17 protein-coding genes are annotated in these 20,058 nt (G+C 60.8%); 6 read left to right on the plus strand and 11 right to left on the minus strand.

Annotation, left to right across the window (positions count from 1 at the left end; all coding sequences use genetic code 11):
- Window positions 1-691 precede the first annotated feature (691 nt).
- The 3 genes from ACP7AP_RS22385 to ACP7AP_RS22395 form a co-directional block, all read right to left on the minus strand.
- A complete protein-coding gene (locus ACP7AP_RS22385; RefSeq protein WP_426037869.1) occupies window positions 692-1,231 on the minus strand; it encodes a biotin transporter BioY in 540 nt (179 codons plus the stop codon).
- 129 nt (window positions 1,232-1,360) lie between these two features.
- The gene (locus ACP7AP_RS22390; RefSeq protein ID WP_426037871.1) at window positions 1,361-1,945 is read right to left on the minus strand and encodes a CbiQ family ECF transporter T component; all 585 of its coding nucleotides are present in this window, start codon (window positions 1,943-1,945) and stop codon (window positions 1,361-1,363) included.
- The gene (locus ACP7AP_RS22395) at window positions 1,920-2,645 is read right to left on the minus strand and encodes an energy-coupling factor ABC transporter ATP-binding protein (protein WP_426037873.1); all 726 of its coding nucleotides are present in this window, start codon (window positions 2,643-2,645) and stop codon (window positions 1,920-1,922) included. Before ACP7AP_RS22395 ends, ACP7AP_RS22390 begins: the two co-directional genes overlap by 26 nt.
- Before the next feature lie 329 nt (window positions 2,646-2,974).
- On the opposite strand from ACP7AP_RS22395, the gene ACP7AP_RS22400 reads away from it, so the two are divergent.
- On the plus strand, window positions 2,975-3,934 hold the full coding sequence (locus ACP7AP_RS22400) for a bifunctional helix-turn-helix transcriptional regulator/GNAT family N-acetyltransferase (RefSeq protein ID WP_426037875.1): 960 nt from the start codon (window positions 2,975-2,977) through the stop codon (window positions 3,932-3,934).
- Window positions 3,935-3,976: 42 nt separating this feature from the next.
- Here ACP7AP_RS22400 and ACP7AP_RS22405 read toward each other — a convergent pair whose 3' ends face one another.
- From ACP7AP_RS22405 to ACP7AP_RS22415, 3 genes are all read right to left on the minus strand, one after another.
- The gene (locus tag ACP7AP_RS22405) at window positions 3,977-4,297 is read right to left on the minus strand and encodes a restriction endonuclease (protein ID WP_426037901.1); all 321 of its coding nucleotides are present in this window, start codon (window positions 4,295-4,297) and stop codon (window positions 3,977-3,979) included.
- 23 nt (window positions 4,298-4,320) lie between these two features.
- Complete coding sequence (locus ACP7AP_RS22410; RefSeq protein WP_426037877.1) at window positions 4,321-4,635, minus strand: hypothetical protein; 315 nt, start codon at window positions 4,633-4,635, stop codon at window positions 4,321-4,323.
- 295 nt (window positions 4,636-4,930) lie between these two features.
- Window positions 4,931-6,208, minus strand: a complete 1,278-nt coding sequence (locus ACP7AP_RS22415; protein ID WP_426037879.1) for a 4-aminobutyrate--2-oxoglutarate transaminase — start codon at window positions 6,206-6,208, stop codon at window positions 4,931-4,933.
- A gap of 228 nt (window positions 6,209-6,436) precedes the next feature.
- Between ACP7AP_RS22415 and dprA the strand changes: the two genes are divergently transcribed.
- Both dprA and topA read left to right on the plus strand, forming a co-directional pair.
- Window positions 6,437-7,600 carry a DNA-processing protein DprA gene (gene dprA / locus ACP7AP_RS22420; protein WP_426037881.1) on the plus strand — a complete coding sequence of 388 codons (1,164 nt, stop codon included), beginning with the start codon at window positions 6,437-6,439 and terminating at the stop codon, window positions 7,598-7,600.
- A 245-nt stretch (window positions 7,601-7,845) separates the two neighbouring features.
- Window positions 7,846-10,614: a type I DNA topoisomerase gene (topA, locus tag ACP7AP_RS22425; RefSeq protein WP_426037883.1), complete on the plus strand. Its 2,769-nt coding sequence runs from the start codon at window positions 7,846-7,848 to the stop codon at window positions 10,612-10,614.
- 1 nt (window position 10,615) lies between these two features.
- On the opposite strand, the gene choV is transcribed toward topA, so the two are convergent.
- Genes choV through choX form a run of 3 tightly spaced genes read right to left on the minus strand, consistent with a single transcriptional unit; the run spans window position 10,616 to window position 13,468 of the window.
- On the minus strand, window positions 10,616-11,638 hold the full coding sequence (choV, locus tag ACP7AP_RS22430) for a choline ABC transporter ATP-binding protein (RefSeq protein WP_426037885.1): 1,023 nt from the start codon (window positions 11,636-11,638) through the stop codon (window positions 10,616-10,618).
- 3 nt (window positions 11,639-11,641) lie between these two features.
- Window positions 11,642-12,472: a choline ABC transporter permease subunit gene (gene choW, locus ACP7AP_RS22435; protein WP_426037887.1), complete on the minus strand. Its 831-nt coding sequence runs from the start codon at window positions 12,470-12,472 to the stop codon at window positions 11,642-11,644.
- A gap of 60 nt (window positions 12,473-12,532) precedes the next feature.
- Window positions 12,533-13,468, minus strand: coding sequence for a choline ABC transporter substrate-binding protein (choX, locus tag ACP7AP_RS22440; RefSeq protein WP_426037889.1), 936 nt, complete (start codon window positions 13,466-13,468; stop codon window positions 12,533-12,535).
- A gap of 86 nt (window positions 13,469-13,554) precedes the next feature.
- Between choX and betI the strand changes: the two genes are divergently transcribed.
- The 3 genes from betI to betA all read left to right on the plus strand — a co-directional run bounded on the left by betI (window position 13,555) and on the right by betA (window position 17,360).
- A complete protein-coding gene (gene betI, locus ACP7AP_RS22445; protein ID WP_426037891.1) occupies window positions 13,555-14,139 on the plus strand; it encodes a choline-binding transcriptional repressor BetI in 585 nt (194 codons plus the stop codon).
- A complete protein-coding gene (gene betB / locus ACP7AP_RS22450) occupies window positions 14,136-15,587 on the plus strand; it encodes a betaine-aldehyde dehydrogenase (protein WP_426037893.1) in 1,452 nt (483 codons plus the stop codon). Before betI ends, betB begins: the two co-directional genes overlap by 4 nt.
- 108 nt (window positions 15,588-15,695) lie before the next feature.
- Window positions 15,696-17,360 carry a choline dehydrogenase gene (gene betA, locus ACP7AP_RS22455; RefSeq protein WP_426037895.1) on the plus strand — a complete coding sequence of 555 codons (1,665 nt, stop codon included), beginning with the start codon at window positions 15,696-15,698 and terminating at the stop codon, window positions 17,358-17,360.
- 280 nt (window positions 17,361-17,640) lie between these two features.
- Here betA and ACP7AP_RS22460 read toward each other — a convergent pair whose 3' ends face one another.
- Both ACP7AP_RS22460 and ACP7AP_RS22465 read right to left on the minus strand, forming a co-directional pair.
- A complete protein-coding gene (locus ACP7AP_RS22460) occupies window positions 17,641-19,038 on the minus strand; it encodes a helix-turn-helix domain-containing protein (RefSeq protein ID WP_426037897.1) in 1,398 nt (465 codons plus the stop codon).
- A gap of 119 nt (window positions 19,039-19,157) precedes the next feature.
- Window positions 19,158-19,937, minus strand: coding sequence for an MFS transporter (locus tag ACP7AP_RS22465; protein WP_426037899.1), 780 nt, complete (start codon window positions 19,935-19,937; stop codon window positions 19,158-19,160).
- Between the last annotated feature and the right edge of the window lie 121 nt (window positions 19,938-20,058).

A 20,058-nucleotide genomic window follows, 5' to 3' on the forward strand; every position in this document is an offset into this window, starting at 1 on the left:
ACGTACCAAGCCCTCTGGACCGCCGTCGGTGCAGTCTGCGATCTATTCCATAGCCAGGAATGCAGAAACTACTTCAAAGCCGCAGGATATGGTCCCGATTGAAGGTGACTTGCTCTAGGGTAAGGCTGCGTTGCGGTCAGTTTGGGCAGGCGCTGAAGCGTGCAGGAAGCTTTGGTACGGTTGGTTTGCTCCTGCGCGATTGAAGCCGGGACATTTCTAGCGCATCCTGAGATCACAAATGTGGCGGGCGATCCAGTACAGCAACATTTGACCAAAGACGCTTTGGAACAACGCCATTAGCCGCTTGCAGCAAGGTGACGTCTGCTTCCTGACGCGCAAGCTCTTGCTGGATCAGCGAATGCGAGAGCAGTCTGGTTTCGGAGTCTTTGCTGTCTGGGAAGCCAAATGCCTCGATTGCGGTCTTGTCGGTGGCCTCGCAGCTGCGGCGGGAGGCCCAAGCAGCTTCTTGCGGGGTTGGATCAAGAAAGCATCGTAGGGCAAATGTCGTTGCGGCTATGGCGCCTTCGCAAACTGCGGCGACGAGACCCGCAATGATCGCAGATCAACTCCATCATTGGCTGCAGTTGTATGAGTATCGCAGCGACCTCGGCGCGGGCCTCTGGGTCATGTATTCTCTATATAGCGGCAAGCGGCGGGATGTATCCCGCCGCTCTGGTATAGTCGTTTTGATCTACCCGCGCGACAGCAGAGCTTCGGGGCGCATTTGGGCGATGGATTTTGTGATCAAGGCGGCGAGGGTGGCTTTGATCAGATCACCGGGCAGGAATGCCACGGCGGCGAGTGCCATGTCGGGCAGGGGTTTGCCGAGCATGATCGCCATGCCGGGAATGCCGAAGGCGTAAAGCACGATGATACCGCCGAGGATGGCACCGATGAAGGCCGCCGGGAACAGTGCCAGTTTGGTGTTTTGGGTGATCAGGCCCGCGACAAAGGCGGCAACCGGGAAGCCAATGATATAGCCGATGCTGGGCGACTGGATTTTCTGCCATGTCGTCATAAAGCCGGGGAACACCGGCACGATCAGGCCGACGACAAGGAACAAAATCACCGCCAGTGCGCCGCGTTTGGCCCCCAGCACGGTGCCGCACAGCATGATGCCCATGCTTTGCGCGGTGATCGGCACGCCTGCGGCGAGGTCCACTTTCGGCACCAGCCCCAGCACCGCGATCAATGCGGCGAAAAGGGCGATGTGGGTGAGGTTCTTTTCCATGGGGCTCTCCTGCTTGCGTTGCGGCAGTTAGGCTGCGGGTCTGGCAAAGGGCAACTGCTATTTTTGGACAGCCGGGTTCGGGGGTTGTCGGACATAGGCGTGTGGATTTGGGGTTTCGCAGGCTGGGGTTCAGCCCAAGCCACCTCGGGCGCGCAGGGCCTCGGCGGTATGGGTGGCATCGTCGAGGGCGGCGAGGGTGGTGGGCAGGAAGATCCGCCAGCCGGGGCTTTTGGGCGATCTGGCGCGCCATGACTCGGTAATCTGTTCGGCCCGCATCAGCATGGTGGGGATGAAGCGGATGGTCAGACCAATAGCGAGGGCGAGGGTCTTGGGTGCGATGATCGGGCGAAGCGGGCGGGCGAGGGTTTCGATGGTGCGGGTCATCTCGGTCAGTTTGCTGGTCATGGTGACGAAATTGGCGGCAGCCACGCCGATGATCATCCGGGTGATCAGGGTGATGCCTTGGGGGTCGCGCAACCAGAGGTGCCAGAGAGCGAGGATGAGGATGAGGGGGATCAGCGGGCGGAGGTTTTTGAGGCTTTGTAGGGCGAACTCCGGGCCGCAGGACAGGATCAGGGCGGCCACGGGCGGGGCGAGCAGCCATGGCTGTGGGGTCGCGAACAAGAGCACGGTAAGGGCCACGAAGGCGGCCATTTTGACGCTTGCCGGGATGCGGTGGGCATAGGTTTCAATCGGCGAGGTGAGTGTCAGCATCTTGCTCTCCGAGTTGGGCCATCTCGGCGGTGAAAGCTTGCAGTGTCGGGCCGGGCGGGCCATCGGCGCGGATTTCTCCGGCGTCGAGCCAAAGCACGCGGTCGCAAACGGCCACGGCGGCGGGGTCATGGGTGATGGTGATCATGCGCTGCGGCAGGGCGGCAAGGCGACGGGCGAGACGGATTTGGGTGGGCAGATCAAGGCCCGCGAAGGGCTCGTCCAGCAGGATCGTGCCGGGCTGCATCAGCAGGATCGACAGCAGGCAGAGGTAGTGGCGCTGGCCTTGGCTAAGGGTGTGGGTCAGGGCTTTCGCCCAATGGGCGCGGGATTCTTGCTGCAGCAGTTGGGTGACGGCGGCGGCGGCTTGGGCTTCGGTTTGGCCCTGCTGGCGCAGGCCGAAGGCGAGTTCCTCGGCCACGGTGGGGAACAGGATCTGGTGGTCGGGGTTTTGGAACAGGATGCCGAGGCGGGGCAGGATGGCTTTGCGGTCGGCGGGATCAAAGCCGTCGATGCTGACGCTGCCGGTGGTGGGGGGGATCAGGCCCGCGATCAGGCGCAGCAGGGTGGTTTTGCCGGAGCCGTTGCGGCCGATGATGCCGATGCGTGCTTCCGTCAGGGTCAGGGAGAGGTTGGACAAGACCCTTTTGCCGCCGAGGGTGACGGCCGCGTTCTGGAGGCTGATGCCTTGGCTGGTGGTCATGGATGCTCCCTGCTTCGGGAAGGTGATAGCGCGGGGCGGGGGAGGGGGGAAGGGGGGAGAGGGCTTGGCCGAGGGTGTCCACGGGTGGACAGGGCGGCGGGTTGTGGGGGATCAAGGGGTTAGACGGGGGGTGTTAAGGATTGATTGGGGGTTTGTCGCGCGCTGGGAGGCGGGCGATTGGTCAGCGTGACGGGTGAGCGCGATATTGCTGTTCAGCGACGGAGGCGGGGCATCGGGCCGGACGCGCGGCTTGTGCGGGATTTATCAGAATTGACAGCATCGGCAGAATGGAAATATAGTTGTACTATACAACTTTATGGACTTGCCCGATGCCCAACGCTCCGCTTGCAGATTCTATAGAGGCAATCCGCCGTGCGGCGCGGCTGCTGGTGCGGGAACTGGGGTTCATGGGCGGTGATTTCGCGGGCGGCGATCTGTCGCCCTCAGCGGTGCATGCTTTGATCGAGATTGCGGCGAGTGGGGTGACGGCTGGCGGGGTGACGGCACGCGATCTGGGCTTTCTTCTGCATCTGGAGAAATCCAGCGTCAGCCGGATGCTGCGCAAGCTGGTCGTAGGCGGCGATGTGGAGGAGCAGGTCGGCGGGGATGGCCGCGTCAAAATCTTGGCGCTCACCGAGGCCGGGCAGCGGCGGGTTATGGCGATACATGCTTTCGCGCGCGCGCAGGTGTCGGCAGCGCTGGCGCGGTTGCAGCCGGGGCAGGAGCGGGTTGTGTTGGAGGGGTTGCAGCTTTATGCCGAGGCCTTGAGCGCGGCTGTGGCGTATTCGCCCGCGTTGCCTGCAGTTGAGATTGCAGCGGGGTATCGGAGCGGTTTGATCGCCCGGATAACCCAGATGCACGCTTTGTATTATGCGCAGAATTCGGGCTTTGGCCAGCGTTTTGAAAGCGTGGTGGCGGGCGGGCTGGCCGGGTTCAGTGATCGGCTGGACAGCCCGCGCAACGCGATATGGGCGGCGCTGCGGGGTGGGGAGATCGTGGGGTCCATCGCGATTGACGGCGAAGATCCGGGCGTCAATCTGGCGCATCTGCGCTGGTTTATCACTGACGGCGCGGTGCAGGGCTCGGGGGCGGGGCGTCGGTTGCTGGCGGCGGCGCTGGACTTTGTTGATGCGCAGGGGTTTGAGGCGACGCATCTGTGGACCTTCAGCGGGCTGTCGGCAGCGCGGCATTTGTATGAGGCGCATGGGTTTGAGTTGGTAGAGGAGAGGCCGGGGCAGCAATGGGGCAAGGAAGTGCTGGAACAACGGTTTGTGCGGCAGGGGAGGTAAGGGGACTTTGCGTGTTTGTGTGAGTGCTGCGCAACGCAGTTGTTAGCGTGTCTTAAGTTTCAGAAGATCGTCGTGATGTAGTAAGACCACGTTGTTGCTCTGCGCCAATGCCCTAGCGCTGGAAGTGAAGCTGTTAGGCGCGATGACAGCCGCGCGGTCCGCTTTATAGTGAAGCTTGCCAGCAGCGACCTCTTGAACCGCGAAGTTTCCGACTTGAGAGGCGTAGAGCTTACATCGAAACGCCCAAACTAAGTTATCCTTTTTTGCAATTAGATCGACACCTTGGTCACCATTCGTCGGAGTGGTCTGTGTTGCCCATCCCGATTTTTGCAATAGGTTTGCGCACATCTTTTCATATTCTATAGGGAAATTATATTAATTTCTTTCTAGGTCACGGCTTCTGATTGAGAAATTTCATCAATCTGATTTACTATGTTATCGATAATGCCCGCATTAGCAAAGTCTTTGAAACTTATTCCAATAAAAGTCAAATTTTGTTTGTCTATATCGGAAAGATTACTTTGCAAATATTCGATAAGGTCTTTTCTAAACCGTGAGAAATTCTTAACACCTAAACTGCTTATAGATACTGTTTGTCTATACGGCGAGTGAATTTTCTCTATGTTCGCATTCGCTCGATCAATTAGGCTGTCGTAGAGTTGCGTTTCTGCTTTTTCAAGCAAGAGTTGTTGTGTAAACACAGCCGAATTTTCGGAAGCAATATGTTGCTGGGTAATTTTTCTTTATTCTTGAATGAAGCGTAGTAAAATATCCATGGAACAATGAGAAATATGGCACCGATATGTCCGAAGGTAGCCATTGTGAACATGGTGCCATACAATGAGATGGCAATAGTTAGGACCAGTTTCATATGAGCTCCTTTTAGGCAAAGTGTGCATAACTGAGGATACTCACGTCAAGCAAGATTAGTCCAAGCTGAATACATCCGGAACGCGGTCCGGATGTATCCTTTTCACTATTTTGGCCTGCCAGCCCTTACCCCAACCGTGCCGCAGCCACCGCCGCTTCCAGAATATCCATCGCCTCGGCGAAATGGGCGTCCGGGATGGTGATCGGGGCGAGGAAGCGCACGACGTTGCCGTAGACGCCGCAGGTCAGCAGGATCAGGCCGCGTTTTTGCGCCTCAATGCGAACGCGGGTGGTGAAGCCTGCGTCGGGCTCAAAGTTGGTCGGGTTGGCGAATTCGATGGCGACCATGAAGCCGGGGCCGCGGATGTCCACGATCTCGGGGGTGACCGAGCGGATCGCTTCAAGCCGCTGTTTCAGCCGGCCACCGAGTTCATTGGCGCGGGCGCAGAGTTGTTCTTCCTCGATCACATCCAGCACGGCATTGGCGGCGGCGATGCCCAAGGGATTGCCGCCGTAGGTGCCACCAAGGCCGCCGGGGTGGGCGGCGTCCATCAGGCTGGCTTTACCCGTCAGCGCGGCCAGTGGCAGGCCACCCGCCAGACCCTTGGCCATGGTGGTGATGTCGGCGGCCACACCGGATTGCTCCATCGCGAACATGGTGCCGGTGCGGGCAAAGCCGGTTTGCACCTCATCGGCAATCATCACGATGCCGTGGTCGTCACACAGCTTGCGGATGGCGCGCAGCAGGTCTTTCGGCGCGGGGTAGAAGCCGCCTTCGCCCTGCACGGGTTCAAGGATGATGGCGGCGACGCGGCTGGGGTCAAGATCAGCCTTGAACAGCTTGGTGATGCCAGCCATCGCGTGATCGGTGGTGATGTCGTGGATCTCTTGCGGAAAGGGCACGTGGTAGACATCGGGGATCATCGCGCCGAAGCCTTTTTTGTAGGGATCGACCTTGCCGGTGAGGGACATGCCCAACAGGGTGCGGCCGTGGAAGGCACCGCCAAAGGCGATGATGGCGTTGCGACCCGTAGCGATGCGGGCGACTTTAACTGCGTTTTCAACGGCTTCGGCACCCGTGGTCACAAACACGGTTTTCTTTGCGAACTCACCGGGGACAAGCGCGTTCAGACGCTCGGCCAAGCGGACGTAGTTTTCATAGGGCAGCACTTGGTGGCAGGTGTGGGTGAATTTCGACATCTGTGCGGTGACGGCGGCCATGACTTTCGGGTGGCAATGCCCGGTGTTGACCACGGCAATGCCCGCCGCGAAGTCGATGTAGCGGTTGCCTTCGATATCCCAAACCTCGGAATTCAGCGCGCGATCAACGTAGATTTCAGTCTGCACTCCCACCCCGCGCGAGATGCTGTCGGTACGGCGGCGGGCGATTTCAGCGTTTTTCATGGCGTTTTCCTTGCAGGTGCGCGTGACGGATGGCTATATGAGGCCTCATTTGATCAAAGAATGGAGCACAGGGCAATCAGCCAATTGCGGGTTTTGATAAGTCCAGATGGATGACCGGTTCAGTCCAGTCTGGAGGGGAACGCAACACGCGACAGAGGTTCATGACCATTCATCAGTTGTTAACCGATCCCGATGCAGACTGCGAATCGTGAATGAGGCGAGGCGCAGATGGCAACGGGTTTGCAGATACCCCACACCCCCAGTTCCGGCGCCTTTGACGCGGACCCGTTGCTGTGGCTTCGCCTTATTCGCTCGCGTCGTGTGGGGGCGGTGACGTTCCATCGGCTGGTGGCGGATCATGGCTCGGTGGAGGGCGCGCTGGCGGCGCTGCCGGGGATCGCACGGGCGGCGGGGGTGGAGGAGTATAGCCTGTGTCCGCTGGAAGTGGTGCGGGCCGAGATGGCGCAGGCGCGGTTGGCGCGGGCGCGGCTTTTGTTGTGGGGGCAGGATGGCTATCCGCAGGCTTTGATGGATTTGCCCGATGCGCCGCCGGTTTTATGGGCGCAGGGCGACATTGGCCTGCTGGCACGGCCGATGGTGGCGCTGGTTGGGGCGCGGAATGCGTCTTCATTGGGGCTGCGGATGACGCGGCGGTTGGTCGAGGGTCTGGCGCAGGCTGGGCAGGTTGTGGTCTCGGGTCTTGCGCGTGGCATTGATGCCGAAGCGCATCAGGCGGCGTTGGACACCGGCACGGTGGCGGTGCAGGCGGGCGGGGTAGATGTGATCTATCCGGTCGAGAATACCGAGCTTGCGGTGGCGATTGCGGCGCGCGGCTGTCGGATTTCGGAACAGCCGATGGGGCTGGCGCCGCAAGCCCGGCATTTCCCGCAACGGAACCGCATCGTGTCGGGCCTCGCGCGGGCGGTGGTGGTCGTCGAGGCTGCGGCACGTTCGGGCAGCCTGATCACGGCGAAAAACGCGCTGGATCAAGGGCGTGAGGTATTGGCGGTGCCCGGCCATCCGTTTGATGCACGGGCGGCGGGTTGTAATATGCTGCTGCGCGATGGCGCGGTGTTGGTGCGATCGGCGCAGGATGTGTTGGAGGCGATCGGGGTGCAGGGGCATTTTGTGGCGCAAGCGCCGCTGCCCGTCGAGCCGGTCGAGGTGCCCGAGCCTTTGCCCGGCCCGGTGCCGCAGCGCCGCCCGCTGGCAGATATTTCTGCGGTGCATAGTCAGATTTTGGCGCGACTTGGCCCCAGCCCCCTGGCCGAAGATCAACTGATCCGCGATCTGGCCTTGCCACCGGGGCTGCTGTCGCCCGCGCTGATCTCGCTGGAGTTAGAAGGGCGGATTTTACGGCAATCGGGTGGACTGCTGAGCCGGGTGGACTGATCGCTTATCGCGCCCTCGCGGGCGCTTTGCGCTGCGGATTTCATCTTGGCACAAATACTCCCGCCAGAGGCTTGCTTCGTCTGCGCCGGATGCCTGCGGCGAGAGCATTTTAGGCCAACGTGAAAGCGGTCACTGCCCACAGGAAAGCAACGCACACGGGCTTTACCAATCGCCCCGGTTGACATCGCCGCACAAACCCCCACATGGTGCCTCGCCGCACATATGCCTGTTTTCAAGGGAATTTCATGCCCGTTGTCGTTGTAGAATCGCCCGCTAAAGCCAAGACAATCAACAAATATCTTGGCTCGGACTATGTGGTTTTGGCCTCTTACGGCCACGTGCGTGACCTGCCGCCGAAGGATGGTTCTGTCGATACCGAGAACGGATTCGACATGTTGTGGGAGGTGGCGGCGGACAGCAAAAAGCACATTCGTGCGATTGTTGAGGCGCTGAAAACCGACGATACGCTGATCCTCGCGACTGACCCTGATCGTGAGGGCGAGGCGATTTCCTGGCATCTGCAAGAAGCGCTCGCCAGCACTTTGAAGAAGGGCAAAAAGGTCAGCCGCGTGACCTTTAACGCGATCACCAAAGAGGCCGTGACCGAGGCCATGAAGCATCCGCGTCAGGTCGACCAGCCCTTGGTTGACGCCTATCTCGCGCGGCGGGCTTTGGATTATCTGGTGGGCTTCACGCTGTCGCCGGTGCTGTGGCGCAAGCTGCCGGGATCGCGCTCGGCGGGCCGGGTGCAATCGGTCTGCCTGCGCTTGATCGTTGAGCGTGAGATGGAGGTTGAGGCGTTCCGGGCGCGGGAGTTCTGGTCGGTATCGGCGGTGCTGAACACCCCGCGGGGGCAGGAATTTGAGGCCCGCCTGACGGTTTTGGGCGGACGCAAGTTAGATAAATTCGACATTCCGACGGTGGAAGCGGCAGAATTGGCGGTTCATGCTGTCACTTCTCGAACATTGAACGTTTTGTCGGTGGAGGCCAAGCCCGCCTCGCGCAACCCCTATCCGCCGTTCATGACCTCGACGCTGCAACAGGAAGCCAGTCGCAAATATGGCATGGGCGCCAAGGCCTGTATGTCGGCGGCGCAACGGCTGTATGAGGCGGGGCACATCACCTATATGCGGACCGACGGCATTGATATGGCCCCCGAAGCGGTGACGCAGGCGCGGGCCGAGATTGGCAAGCGTTTTGGTCCGGCCTATGTGCCCGACGCGCCGCGCATCTATAAGAACAAAGCGAAAAACGCGCAGGAGGCGCATGAATGTATCCGCCCGACCGATATGGGCGCAGCACCTACCGAATTGCGCCTGTCGGAACGCGATCAGCAGAACCTGTATGAGCTGATCTGGAAGCGCACCATTGCCAGCCAGATGGCCGGGGCGCGGATGGAGCGGACGGTGGTGGAAATCGGCAGCGCGGACGGGCAAGTGGGCCTGCGCGCCAATGGTCAAGTGGTTCTGTTTGATGGATTTTTGAAGGTTTACGAGGAAGGCCGCGACGACGAGGATGAAGACGAAGGCCGTCTGCCGCAGATCATGCAGGGTGAGGCCGCTGCGCCGAAAAAAGGCGGCTTTGAGGCCGCGTTCAAGAAGCAGGCCGATGCAGCGGGCAAGGATGATTTCGACTTGATCGAAGGCAAGGCGGCCTTGCGGCGCGTGCCCTCAGCCGTGATCAGCCCGGATGGCGCAATTCTCGCCAGCCAAAGCCACACCCAGCCGCCGCCGCGTTACACCGAGGCAACTTTGGTGAAGCGGATGGAAGAATTGGGGATCGGACGGCCCTCGACTTATGCGTCGGTGCTCACCACGATTGTGGACCGCGAATATGTCCGCAAGGACAAGAACCGTCTGTTCCCCGAGGATAAGGGGCGCTTGGTGACGGCGTTTCTGACCAACTTTTTCCGCCGCTATGTCGAGTATGATTTCACCGCTGATCTGGAATCGCAGCTGGATGATGTCTCGGCGGGTGAGCGGGATTATAAAGAAGTGCTGGCGCGGTTCTGGCGGGATTTCTCGGCGGCGATTGCCGAGACGGCGGATCTGCGTATTGGCGAAGTGCTGGATAAGATTGATGATTTCCTTAGCCCGCATCTGTATCCGTTGCGCGAGGATGGCTCTGACCCGCGGATTTGCACCAGCTGCGGCACCGGGCGTCTGCATCTGAAAACCTCGCGGTCTGGCGGGGCGTTCATTGGGTGTGGCAACTATCCTGAGTGTCGCTATACCCGCCCGATTTCGGGTGAGGAGGGCGGCTCGGTGGATGGCCGGGTGCTGGGTGTTGATGCCGACGGTGTTGAGATCAGCCTGCGCGCCGGGCGGTTTGGGCCCTATGTCCAGAAGGGCGAGGCGTCTGAAGAAGCGCCGAAACCGCCGCGGTCTAGCCTGCCGAAAGGGTGGGAATCGGGCAGCTTGACGCTGGAGCGGGCGATTGAGCTGCTGTCTTTGCCGCGCCAGATCGGGCCGCACCCGGAAGATGGCGTAATGGTCGAATCGGCGATCGGGCGGTTTGGGCCTTATGTCAAGCACGGCACGGTTTACGCCAATATCCCGGATGTTGAGGAAGTCTTTACCATCGGGATGAACCGCGCAGTGGAAGTGCTGGCGCTGAAGGCGGCAGGGCGGCGCGGGGCGGCGGTGGCAGAGCCATTGCGGGCCTTGGGCGAACATCCCGATGGCGGGCCGGTGCAGGTGATGCCGGGCAAATACGGGCCCTATGTGAAATGGGCGAAGGTCAATGCGACCTTGCCGAAAGAGCTTTCGCCCGAGGCGGTGACGCTGCAGGAAGCTCTTGCTTTGATTGCAGAAAAGGCGGGCAAGTCGGGCAAGAAGGCCCCTGCGAAGAAGGCAGCGGCGAAAGCGGCGGTTGCGAAGGAGCCTGCGGTGAAGAAGGCGGCGGTTAAGGCTCCGGCGAAGGCGGCAGCGTCGAAAAAGCCTGCGGCAAAGAAAACGGCGGCCCCGAAAGCCGTAGCTGGGGCCGCCGTTTCTGGGGATGTTGTCGAAGGTTAATTTACGCGCGCGGGTTGATAAGTTTGGCCATCAACCCGGCGGCGCGGATCACGCCGATATGGGCACCGTTTTCGGTCACATTCAACTCTGGTTCGTCATTGCACAGCCGGGTCATCACGGTTTTGACCGGCATTTCGCAGTCAATCGACGCGCCGTCACAAGACCCCGCCTGCATCACATCCCGCGCGGTCAGCACCCCAAGCGGGTTCATATGCGCCACGAAATCAGCCACATAGTCGCTGACCGGGTTGGCGATGATTTCGCGCGCGGTGCCAATTTGTACGATGCGGCCACCCTCCATCAACGCGATGCGGTTGCCTAATTTGAAGGCTTCGTCCAGATCGTGCGAGACGAAAATGATCGTGCGTTTCAGCTTGGCTTGCAGATCGAGCAACTCATCTTGCAGGCGGGCGCGGATCAAAGGATCAAGCGCTGAGAAGGGTTCATCCATCAGCAGGATCGGGGCCTCGGTGGCGAAGGCGCGCGCCAAGCCGACGCGCTGCTGCATCCCGCCAGAGAGTTCGCCGACTTTGCGTTCGGCCCATTGCGACAGGTTCACCAGCGCCAGTTGTTGATCAACCTTGGCACGGCGTTGCTCTACAGATTGCCCTGCCAATTCAAGACCTAAGCCGACATTGTCGCGTACAGAGCGCCACGGCAGCAGGCCAAATTGTTGAAACACCATGGCGATTTTCGACAGTCGCAACCCGCGCAGAGATTCGCCTTTGGCCCTGGTGACGGAAACCATTTTTGCGCCGTCCCAGACCCGGACTTCGCCCCGCACCACCGGGTTCAGCGCGTTCACACCGCGCAGCAGGGTGGATTTGCCAGAGCCAGACAAGCCCATCAGCACAAGGATTTCGCCCTCGGCCACGGTTAGCGAGCAGTCATGCACACCCAAGATTTGTCCGGTCTTGGTCTGAATATCGCTGCGCGACATGCCCTGATCCATCAAAGGCAAAGCGCGGTCGGGGTGGTCGCCGAACACAATGGAGACGCGGTCAAATTCTACTGCATTTACCATGGCTTACACCTTACGCTGGAAGGTGGCGCGCAAAGCGATGGCGACCACGACGATGACGAAACCGGACTCAAATCCCTTGGCGGCGTTGACCGAAGCCAAGGCGCGCATCACTGGCACGCCCAAACCGTTCGCGCCGACCATGGAGGCGATCACCACCATCGACAGCGACAGCATGATGGTTTGATTGAGCCCGACCATGATTTGCGGCAGCGCCCAGGGCAGTTCGACCTTCCACAGCCGTTGGCTGGGGGTGGCGCCGAAGGCGGTTGCGGCCTCTAGCAAAGCGGTGGGGGTGGAGGCGACGCCAAGCTCGGTCAGCCGGATCGGCGCGGGGAGGACGAAAATCACCGTGGCGATCAGGCCGGGCACCATGCCGATGCCGAAGAAAATGATCGCCGGGATCAGGTAAACAAAGGTTGGCAGCGTCTGCATCAGATCCATGACGGGCGACAAAGCGGCGTTCAGTTTGGCGTTGTGGGCGCAGGCGATGCCGATGGGCACGCCGATGGCCATGCAGACGGCGCAGGACGACAGGATCAGCGTCAAGCTTTCGGTGGTTTCTTTCCAGTAACCTTGGTTGACGACGAAGATAAAGCCAAGGGCGACACCAACGCAGATTTTCCAGTTGCGCTGCAGAATCCATGCTAGGGCTACAAAAATCGCGATGATCACCAGTGGGTTGGGCGCTTGCAGCAGCCAGAGAAAGCCGTTGATCAAGCCCTCCAGCCCATCGGCGATCACGTTGAACACCGCGCTGAGGTTGGTCTTCATCCAGACGAAGATCGTGTTTGCCCATGCCCCGATCGGAATCTTATATGCCGTCAACCAGTCCATTCAATGTCCCCACGTTGGATAGGAAAAGGCCCCGATCTTTCGCCGGGGCCTTGGTTTTGGTTATTGCAGAGCGGCCATCACCGCGGCTTTGGCATCGCCACCGTCTTTGGTGGTGACACCGTCCAGCCACGGGCCGATCACGTCGGGATGGGCGGCAAGCCAGGTTTTGGCAGCTTCACGCGGGTCGGTGCCATCATTCAGAATAGCACCCATAATCTCATTCTCCATCGCCAGGGAGAACGACAGGTTCGACAGCAGTTTGCCGGTGTTCGGGCATTCCGCGACATAGCCTGCACGGGTGTTGGTGGCGACACTGGCACCGCCAAGGTTCGGGCCAAAGAAATCATCGCCGCCGGTGAGGTAACTCATCTTGAAATTGGCGTTCATCGGGTGGGGTTCCCAGCCGAGGAAGATCACCGCTTTGCCTTCGTTATCGGCGCGCGCAACTTGCGCCAACATGCCTTGTTCGGAGGATTCGACCAACTCGACCTTGGCGGCTTTCAGACCGAAGGCGTCCTTGTCGAGCATGTCAAGGATCAGCTTGTTGCCGTCATTGCCAGCCTCAATGCCGTAGATTTTATCATCCAGATCAGCAGCATGGGCGGCGATATCTTTGAAATCCTTGATGCCGAGTTCAGCACCCTTGGCATTGGTCGCAAGCGTGTATTTGGCGCCTTCAAGGTTGGTGCGCACGGTGTCTACGGTTTTGGCATCGCGGTAGGGGGCGATGTTGCTTTCCATCGTCGGCATCCAGTTGCCCAAGAAAACGTCAACGTCGCCAGAGGCGAGGCCTTCGTAAGTCACAGGCACGGAAAGCACTTTGGTTTCCGTCTCATACCCCAAGGCTTCAAGGATCAGCGAGGTGGCGGCAGTGGTGGCGGTGATATCGGTCCAGCCGACATCCGAGAAGGTGACTTTATCGCAGCCCGCCGCGAAGGCTGAGCCCGCAAAGGCGAAGGTGACGGCGGACGCGAGCAGCGTCGATTTGAGGGTCATGTTGGGCTCCCTGTTTTTGTTGATTGACGAGTCAATAAACTTCAAGCTAGCTGCCCTTGGCAAGCATTATTATCAAGGGCCGCATCATGCCGAAGCTTGGAATGGAGCCTATCCGAAAGGCGGCGCTCGTCAAAGCCACGATTGTCGAAATCGGGCGGGTGGGGTCGTTGGACGTGACGGTCAGTCAGATCGCCAAGCGGGCGGGCATGTCGAGCGCGCTGGCGCATCATTATTTCGGATCGAAAGAGGAGATGTTTTTGGCGGCGATGCGGCACATTCTGACGCTGTATGGCGCGGAAGTGCGCGGGGCTTTGGCGTTGGCGGAAGGGCCGGAAAGTCGGTTGCGGGCGGTGCTGGCGGCGTCGTTTTCGGCGATGAACTTTCGGCGCGAGTCGGTGGCCGCTTGGCTGAATTTCTGGGTCTTGGCGCAGACGGTGCCGGAAGCCAAGCGGCTGTTGAAGGTGTATCAGGGGCGGCTGCGCTCGAACCTTTTGGCGGGGCTGCGGCCTTTGGCGGGCGAGCGGGCAGAGGCTTTGGCGGACGGTCTGGGCGCGCTGATCGACGGGTTATACTTGCGCGAAGTGTTGAAATCAGGGCCACCGGATCGAGCGGCGGCGATTGCTACCGCGTTGAATTACTTGAATTCTCAGTTGGAAGGGGCAAGGCCATGATGGCGCAGCCGAAGGCCAGTCATTTCGTTGACGGCAGCTATATGGAAGATACAGCCGGGGCGGTGATTGAGGTGTTCTATCCCGCTAATGGGGCGGTGATTGCTGTGTTGCATGAGGCGACAGCGACGGTGATCGAGCAGGCTTTGGCGAGCGCTGCGCGGGCGCAAACCGCATGGGCTGCGACGCGTCCGGTGGAGCGGGCGCGCATTTTGCGCAAGGCGGCGGATTTGATCCGGGAACGCAACCCGGAATTGGCGCGGTTGGAGACCTTGGATACTGGCAAACCCATTCAGGAAACCTTGGTCGCCGATTGGCCGTCAGGTGCCGATGCGTTGGAGTATTTCGCCGGGCTGGCCCCGAGCGTGGGCGGTGAGACGATCCCGCTGGGCCGCGATTTCGCCTATACGATCCGCGAGGCTTTGGGGGTTTGTGTGGGGATCGGCGCTTGGAATTATCCCAGCCAGATCGCCTGCTGGAAATCGGCCCCTGCCTTGGCTTTGGGCAATGCGATGATTTTCAAGCCGTCCGAAGTAACGCCTTTGGGCGCGCTGAAGCTGGCGGAGATATTTGTGGAAGCCGGGCTGCCTGCCGGCCTGTTCAACGTGGTGCAGGGGCGTGGGGCGGTGGGATCTGCCCTGGTGTCGGATGCCCGTGTGGCGAAAGTATCGCTGACCGGATCGGTGCCGACCGGGCAGAAGGTCTATGCACTGGCCGCGCAGGGTGTGCGGCATGTGACGATGGAATTGGGTGGCAAGTCGCCGATTCTGGTGTTCGATGATGCAAGCGTCGAGGATGCTGTGGGCGCTGCGATGTTGGGGAATTTCTACTCTGCTGGGCAGGTGTGCAGCAATGGCACGCGGGTGTTTGTGCAGAAGGGCATCAAGGCTAAGTTTCTGAAAAGGCTTGCGGAACGCACGGCGAAGATCCGGTTGGGCGATCCGCTGGATGAAGCGACGCAGATGGGGCCGCTGGTGTCTGGGGCGCAGTTGGCGAAGGTGTTGCGGTATATCGAGACGGCGAAGGCTGAGGGCGCGACTCTGGTGTGCGGTGGCGGTCAGGCGGGGGCCGAGGGGGCGTTTGTGCTGCCCACGGTGTTCGCCGATGTGACCGACGAGATGACGCTTGCGCGCGAAGAGGTGTTCGGCCCGGTGATGGCAGTGCTGGATTTTGACACCGAAGAAGAAGCCGTGGCGCGGGCCAATGCGACGGAATTCGGCCTCGCGGCAGGGGTGTTTACCGCCGACGTCACCCGGGCACATCGGGTGATTGGCGCGTTGCAGGCGGGGACGTGCTGGATCAACGCCTATAATTTGACTCCAGTCGAGATGCCGTTTGGCGGATCGAAACTGTCGGGGGTGGGCCGGGAAAACGGCCATGCGGCGGTGGAGCATTATAGCCAAGTGAAAAGCGTTTACGTCGGCATGGGTCGGGTGGATTCGCCTTACTAAACGCGCGCCGACACGCCTCCCACCCTCCCACCCCTGCGCGTCGGGGCGCTGTGTTGGTGCGGATCGAACTGAAAGATGCGCCCGGTTTCAGGCGGGCAGGAGAGAGATATGACGGCGGAATATGTGATCATTGGGTCAGGGTCGGCGGGGGCCGCGATTGCGTATCGGCTGGCCGAGGCGGGCAAAACCGTGGTGGTGATCGAGCAGGGCGGCAGTGATATCGGGCCGTTCATCCAGATGCCTGCGGCTTTGTCTTATCCAATGAATATGGGGATTTACGACTGGGGGTTTCAGTCGGAACCCGAGCCATACTTGGGTGGGCGGCGGCTGGCGACGCCGCGCGGTAAGGTGATTGGCGGCTCGTCTTCGATCAACGGCATGGTCTATGTGCGCGGCCATGCGCGGGATTTTGACACTTGGGAGGAGATGGGCGCGCAAGGCTGGTCTTACGCCGATGTGCTGCCATATTTCCAGCGGATGGAGACTTGGCACGGCGAGGCGGATGGCTCGGACTCGGGCGATGCGGCCTATCGCGGCAACTCGGGGCCGCTGCATATCTCTCGGGGTCCGCGCAAGAACCCGCTGTTCAACGCGTTTATCGAGGCCGGGCGGCAGGCGGGGTATCCGGTGACCGAGGACTACAACGGTCAGGCGCAGGAAGGTTTTGGCGCGATGGAGGCGACGATTTTCAAGGGCGTGCGCTGGTCTGCGGCGAATGCCTATCTGCGTCCGGCCCTGAAAACCGGGTTTGTAAAGCTGGTGCGCGGCTTTGCGCGCAAGGTGGTGATTGAGGATGGCCGCGCAGTTGGGGTTGAGATTGAGCGTGGCGGTTCGGTTGAAGTGATCCGCGCGCGTGCCGAGGTGATCGTGTCGGCTTCGTCGATCAACAGCCCGAAAATCCTGATGCTGTCGGGAATCGGCGATGCGGCTGCGCTGCGGGAACACGGGATTGAAGTGGTGGCGGATCGGCCCGGTGTCGGGGCGAATTTGCAGGACCATCTTGAGATTTACATGCAGTTTCAGGCGGCTAAGCCGATCACCTTGTATAAATACTGGAACCTCTGGGGCAAGGCGCTGATTGGGGCGCAGTGGTTGTTCACCGGCAAGGGGCTGGGCGCGTCGAATCAGTTCGAATCCTGTGCGTTCATTCGCTCGAAAGCGGGCGTGGATTACCCGGATATCGAGTATCACTTCCTGCCGATTGCGGTGCGCTATGATGGTAAGGCTGCGGCAGAGGGACATGGTTTTCAGGTGCATGTCGGGCCGATGCGCTCAAAGTCGCGCGGGACGGTGGCGTTGCGCTCGGGCGATCCAAAGGATGCGCCTAAGATCCTGTTCAACTATATGTCGGACCCATCGGATTGGGCGGATTTCCGGGCCTGTGTGCGGCTGACGCGGGAGGTGTTTGAGCAGCCTGCAATGAAGGGACATGTGAAGGCCGAGATTCAGCCGGGGTCTGGGGTGCAGTCGGATGCGGAACTGGACGCGTTTTTGATGGAGCATGTCGAAAGCGCCTATCATCCCTGTGGCACCTGTCGGATGGGGCGGCGGGATGATCCACTGGCTGTGGTCGATGAGGAATGTCGGGTGATCGGTGTCGAGGGGTTGCGGGTGGCGGACAGCTCGATCTTCCCGCAGGTCACCAATGGCAATTTGAACGGGCCGTCGATCATGACGGGTGAGAAGGCGGCGGATCACATTTTGGGTAAGCGTCTGGCGCGATCGAATTTGCAGCCGGTGATCAATGAGAACTGGCGGGTGTCGCAGCGCTAGGGTCCCGCGCGGGGACCGGGTTTCAGGGCAAGCGTTATCAAGAGGTTAGGTTTTGGACTTAACGCTTTGTTCATCTTGATACGGCGGGGCGGTCTTGGCCGCCATCGAGGCGGCACGCGACCGCTGCTGCCGCGCGATGTGTCTGAAATGCCGCGTTTTGGTCTGCTGTTGATGCCTCCGACGGGGATATTTAAGCCAATGTGAAATTCCTGGTGTTTCATCTTGGCGAAAATACTCCTCGCGGAGCGTTCAACATCTCTGCCAGTGCAGCGATCTGAGGTCAGTCGGCGATGTCGTAGGGCAGCAGGCCGCGACGGTCGGGGTCTACTTTCAGGCGGCGTTCCAACGGCGGCACCGAGCGTTGGTGACAGTTTTGCCGCTCGCAGATCCGGCAGGAGATGCCGATTGGCTCGAAGCGGCCTTTCAGATCTAACCCGTCAGAGTAGACGAGGCTGGCGGCGTGGCTGATCTCACATCCCAGACCGATGGCATAGCGGCGCACCGGGGCGAGAAACGCGCCGCCGGGTTTCGAGACGTCGCGCGCAAGGCACAGGTAGCGCACGCCGTCGGGGGTTTCAGCGAGTTGGCGCAGGAAATGGCCGGGGGTCTCGAACGCGCGGTGGACGTTCCACAGCGGGCAGGCGCCGCCGAAGCGGGCAAATTGCAACCGGGTGGCGGAGTGGCGTTTGGTGATGGTGCCGGCCTGATCGACGCGGACGAAGAAGAAGGGGATGCCCTTGGCCCCGGGGCGCTGCAGGGTCGACAGGCGGTGGGCAACTTGTTCGATGCTGGCACCGAACAGATCGGCGAGGCGTTCAAGGTCGTGGCGGGTGGCTTGCGCGGCCTCCAAGAAGGCGCGGTAGGGCATCAGCGCGGCACCAGCAAAGTAGTTTGCCATGCCGATTTTGGCGATGTCGCGGGCCTCGGGGGTTTGAAATTGCGCGAGATCGAGGGTGGCCTCGATCAACTCGTTCTGGGTTTGCAGGGCGACTTGATAGAGCAGTTGGAAGCGTTGGGTCGGGCTTGCAGCGCGGGCAGAGAGCGCGAGGGTGCGGGTGGTGGGGTCGAACTGGCGCAAAGGGCCAAAGTTGGAAAATTGAACATTGATGCCGCGCTTGTTAAGAGCCTCTGTTGCGATAATAAGTGCGTCTTTTCCAACGCCTGCGGAGAGTATGAAATGTTCAGCGGCACGGTCGACGGCATCAATGTAATTATTGCAATAGTGAAAGAAGTCACGGACTTCCTCCCATGGGCTGGCGCGCAAAGCGGTGTCTTCGCGGCCCAAAGCCTCGTCCAGCGAAGCGAGGCGTTCGTGGCTTTGACGGTAGGCACGGTGCAGATCGAGAAAGGCGCGCGCAAAGGCCGGGGCGTTGGAGGCGGCGAGGCGGAGGTCGGCCAAGGGCGGGGTGGTTTTGGCGAATACCGGGTCGGCGAGGGCCTCGCGCATGTCGGAGACGAGGCGTTCGCCTTCGCCTGCATTGAGTTCGGTGACATCGAGGCCGAATTCTTGGGCGAGGGCGAGGACCACGGTGGCGGAGACCGGGCGGTGGTTGTTCTCCATCTGGTTGAGATAGGGCAGCGAGACGCCGAGTTTATCGGAAAATGCGCGTTGGGTGAGGCTGAGGCGACCGCGCAGCTCACGCAGTTTGGCCCCGGCGTAGAGTTTTTGGATGGTCATTATGCTCTCCTTTGCAAAGCCAAGGGTAGGCTTTGCAAAGTTGGTGCGTCAAGCCGCTCCTCGCTTGCTGGCGCGCGCTTCGCTGCAGCGAGGACCGCTGCGCAGCGAGGGAGGAGCGGCTAGAGGCCCAAGGCGCGGGCGCGGCGGATCACTGCAAGGATACAGAGCATCGAGAGCACGGAGGAGGCCAGCATCAACAGGATTAATGGCATTTCGGTCGAGCCGGGGGGCAGCACGGCTCCGGCCAAGGAGGCCAGCGCCGCCCCGCCGCCGACCATTATCGCACCGCCGATGCCCGAGGCGGTGCCTGCAAGGTCTGGGCGCACCGACAGGATGCCTGCATTGGCCGAAGGCAGCGCCACGCCATTGCCGAGGCCCATGGTGAGGGTCAGGCCGAAAAACATCACGGCGCTGGAGAGGCCAGCGGCGGTGACAAGCGCGAGGGCGATCAGGCCGATTGTGGTGATGGTGGTGCCGATCAACACCATTTTGTTCATACCAAAGCGCACCGAGTAGCGGCCCGCGAAGAAGTTTCCGGCCATGTAGCCGACGGCGGTGATCGCAAACAGCAGGCCGATGCGCGAGGAGGTCAGGTGATAAACCTCGGTTCCAACGTAAGGTGCGCCGCCCAAGTAGGCGTAAAAGCAACCCGACGAGAACGCGGCGGCGCCACAATAGCCCCAAAAACGGCGAGATTTCAGCAGGGCGGGGTAAGTGCGGAGTTGATCTTTGAAGGAGAGGCGCTGCAGGGTGGCTGTTTCGCCCAAGTCGGCCCAGCACAGTGCGAGGACGATCAGGCCGAGGCCCAAGAGCAGGCCGAAGTTGGCTTGCCAACCGAACGCCTCATCCAGAACACCGCCGATCACCGGGCCAATCATCGGCACAAGGCTCATGCCCATGGTGGACCTGTCCCGGTTTCGTTCCGGTCTTTTGAGAGCAATACTCGCCATCAAGGAGACCGGATATGGCAGCGATACACAGCGACGAGTTCAAGCGGGATGCGGTTCGCATCGCGCAGAC

It is taken from the genome of Cypionkella sp. TWP1-2-1b2, from assembly GCF_049896245.1.
Taxonomy (GTDB): Bacteria; Pseudomonadota; Alphaproteobacteria; order Rhodobacterales; family Rhodobacteraceae; genus Cypionkella.

Excerpts from the sequence above, each read along its gene's own strand:
- ACP7AP_RS22385 (WP_426037869.1), bottom strand. The coding sequence starts at position 1,231 with ATGGAAAAGAACCTCACCCACATCGCCCTTTTCGCCGCATTGATCGCG.
- ACP7AP_RS22390 (WP_426037871.1), bottom strand. The coding sequence starts at position 1,945 with ATGCTGACACTCACCTCGCCGATTGAAACCTATGCCCACCGCATCCCG.
- ACP7AP_RS22395 (WP_426037873.1), bottom strand. The coding sequence starts at position 2,645 with ATGACCACCAGCCAAGGCATCAGCCTCCAGAACGCGGCCGTCACCCTC.
- ACP7AP_RS22400 (WP_426037875.1), top strand. The coding sequence starts at position 2,975 with ATGCCCAACGCTCCGCTTGCAGATTCTATAGAGGCAATCCGCCGTGCG.
- ACP7AP_RS22415 (WP_426037879.1), bottom strand. The coding sequence starts at position 6,208 with ATGAAAAACGCTGAAATCGCCCGCCGCCGTACCGACAGCATCTCGCGC.
- dprA (WP_426037881.1), top strand. The coding sequence starts at position 6,437 with ATGGCAACGGGTTTGCAGATACCCCACACCCCCAGTTCCGGCGCCTTT.
- topA (WP_426037883.1), top strand. The coding sequence starts at position 7,846 with ATGCCCGTTGTCGTTGTAGAATCGCCCGCTAAAGCCAAGACAATCAAC.
- choV (WP_426037885.1), bottom strand. The coding sequence starts at position 11,638 with ATGGTAAATGCAGTAGAATTTGACCGCGTCTCCATTGTGTTCGGCGAC.
- choW (WP_426037887.1), bottom strand. The coding sequence starts at position 12,472 with ATGGACTGGTTGACGGCATATAAGATTCCGATCGGGGCATGGGCAAAC.
- choX (WP_426037889.1), bottom strand. The coding sequence starts at position 13,468 with ATGACCCTCAAATCGACGCTGCTCGCGTCCGCCGTCACCTTCGCCTTT.
- betI (WP_426037891.1), top strand. The coding sequence starts at position 13,555 with ATGCCGAAGCTTGGAATGGAGCCTATCCGAAAGGCGGCGCTCGTCAAA.
- betB (WP_426037893.1), top strand. The coding sequence starts at position 14,136 with ATGATGGCGCAGCCGAAGGCCAGTCATTTCGTTGACGGCAGCTATATG.
- betA (WP_426037895.1), top strand. The coding sequence starts at position 15,696 with ATGACGGCGGAATATGTGATCATTGGGTCAGGGTCGGCGGGGGCCGCG.
- ACP7AP_RS22460 (WP_426037897.1), bottom strand. The coding sequence starts at position 19,038 with ATGACCATCCAAAAACTCTACGCCGGGGCCAAACTGCGTGAGCTGCGC.
- ACP7AP_RS22465 (WP_426037899.1), bottom strand. The coding sequence starts at position 19,937 with ATGGGCATGAGCCTTGTGCCGATGATTGGCCCGGTGATCGGCGGTGTT.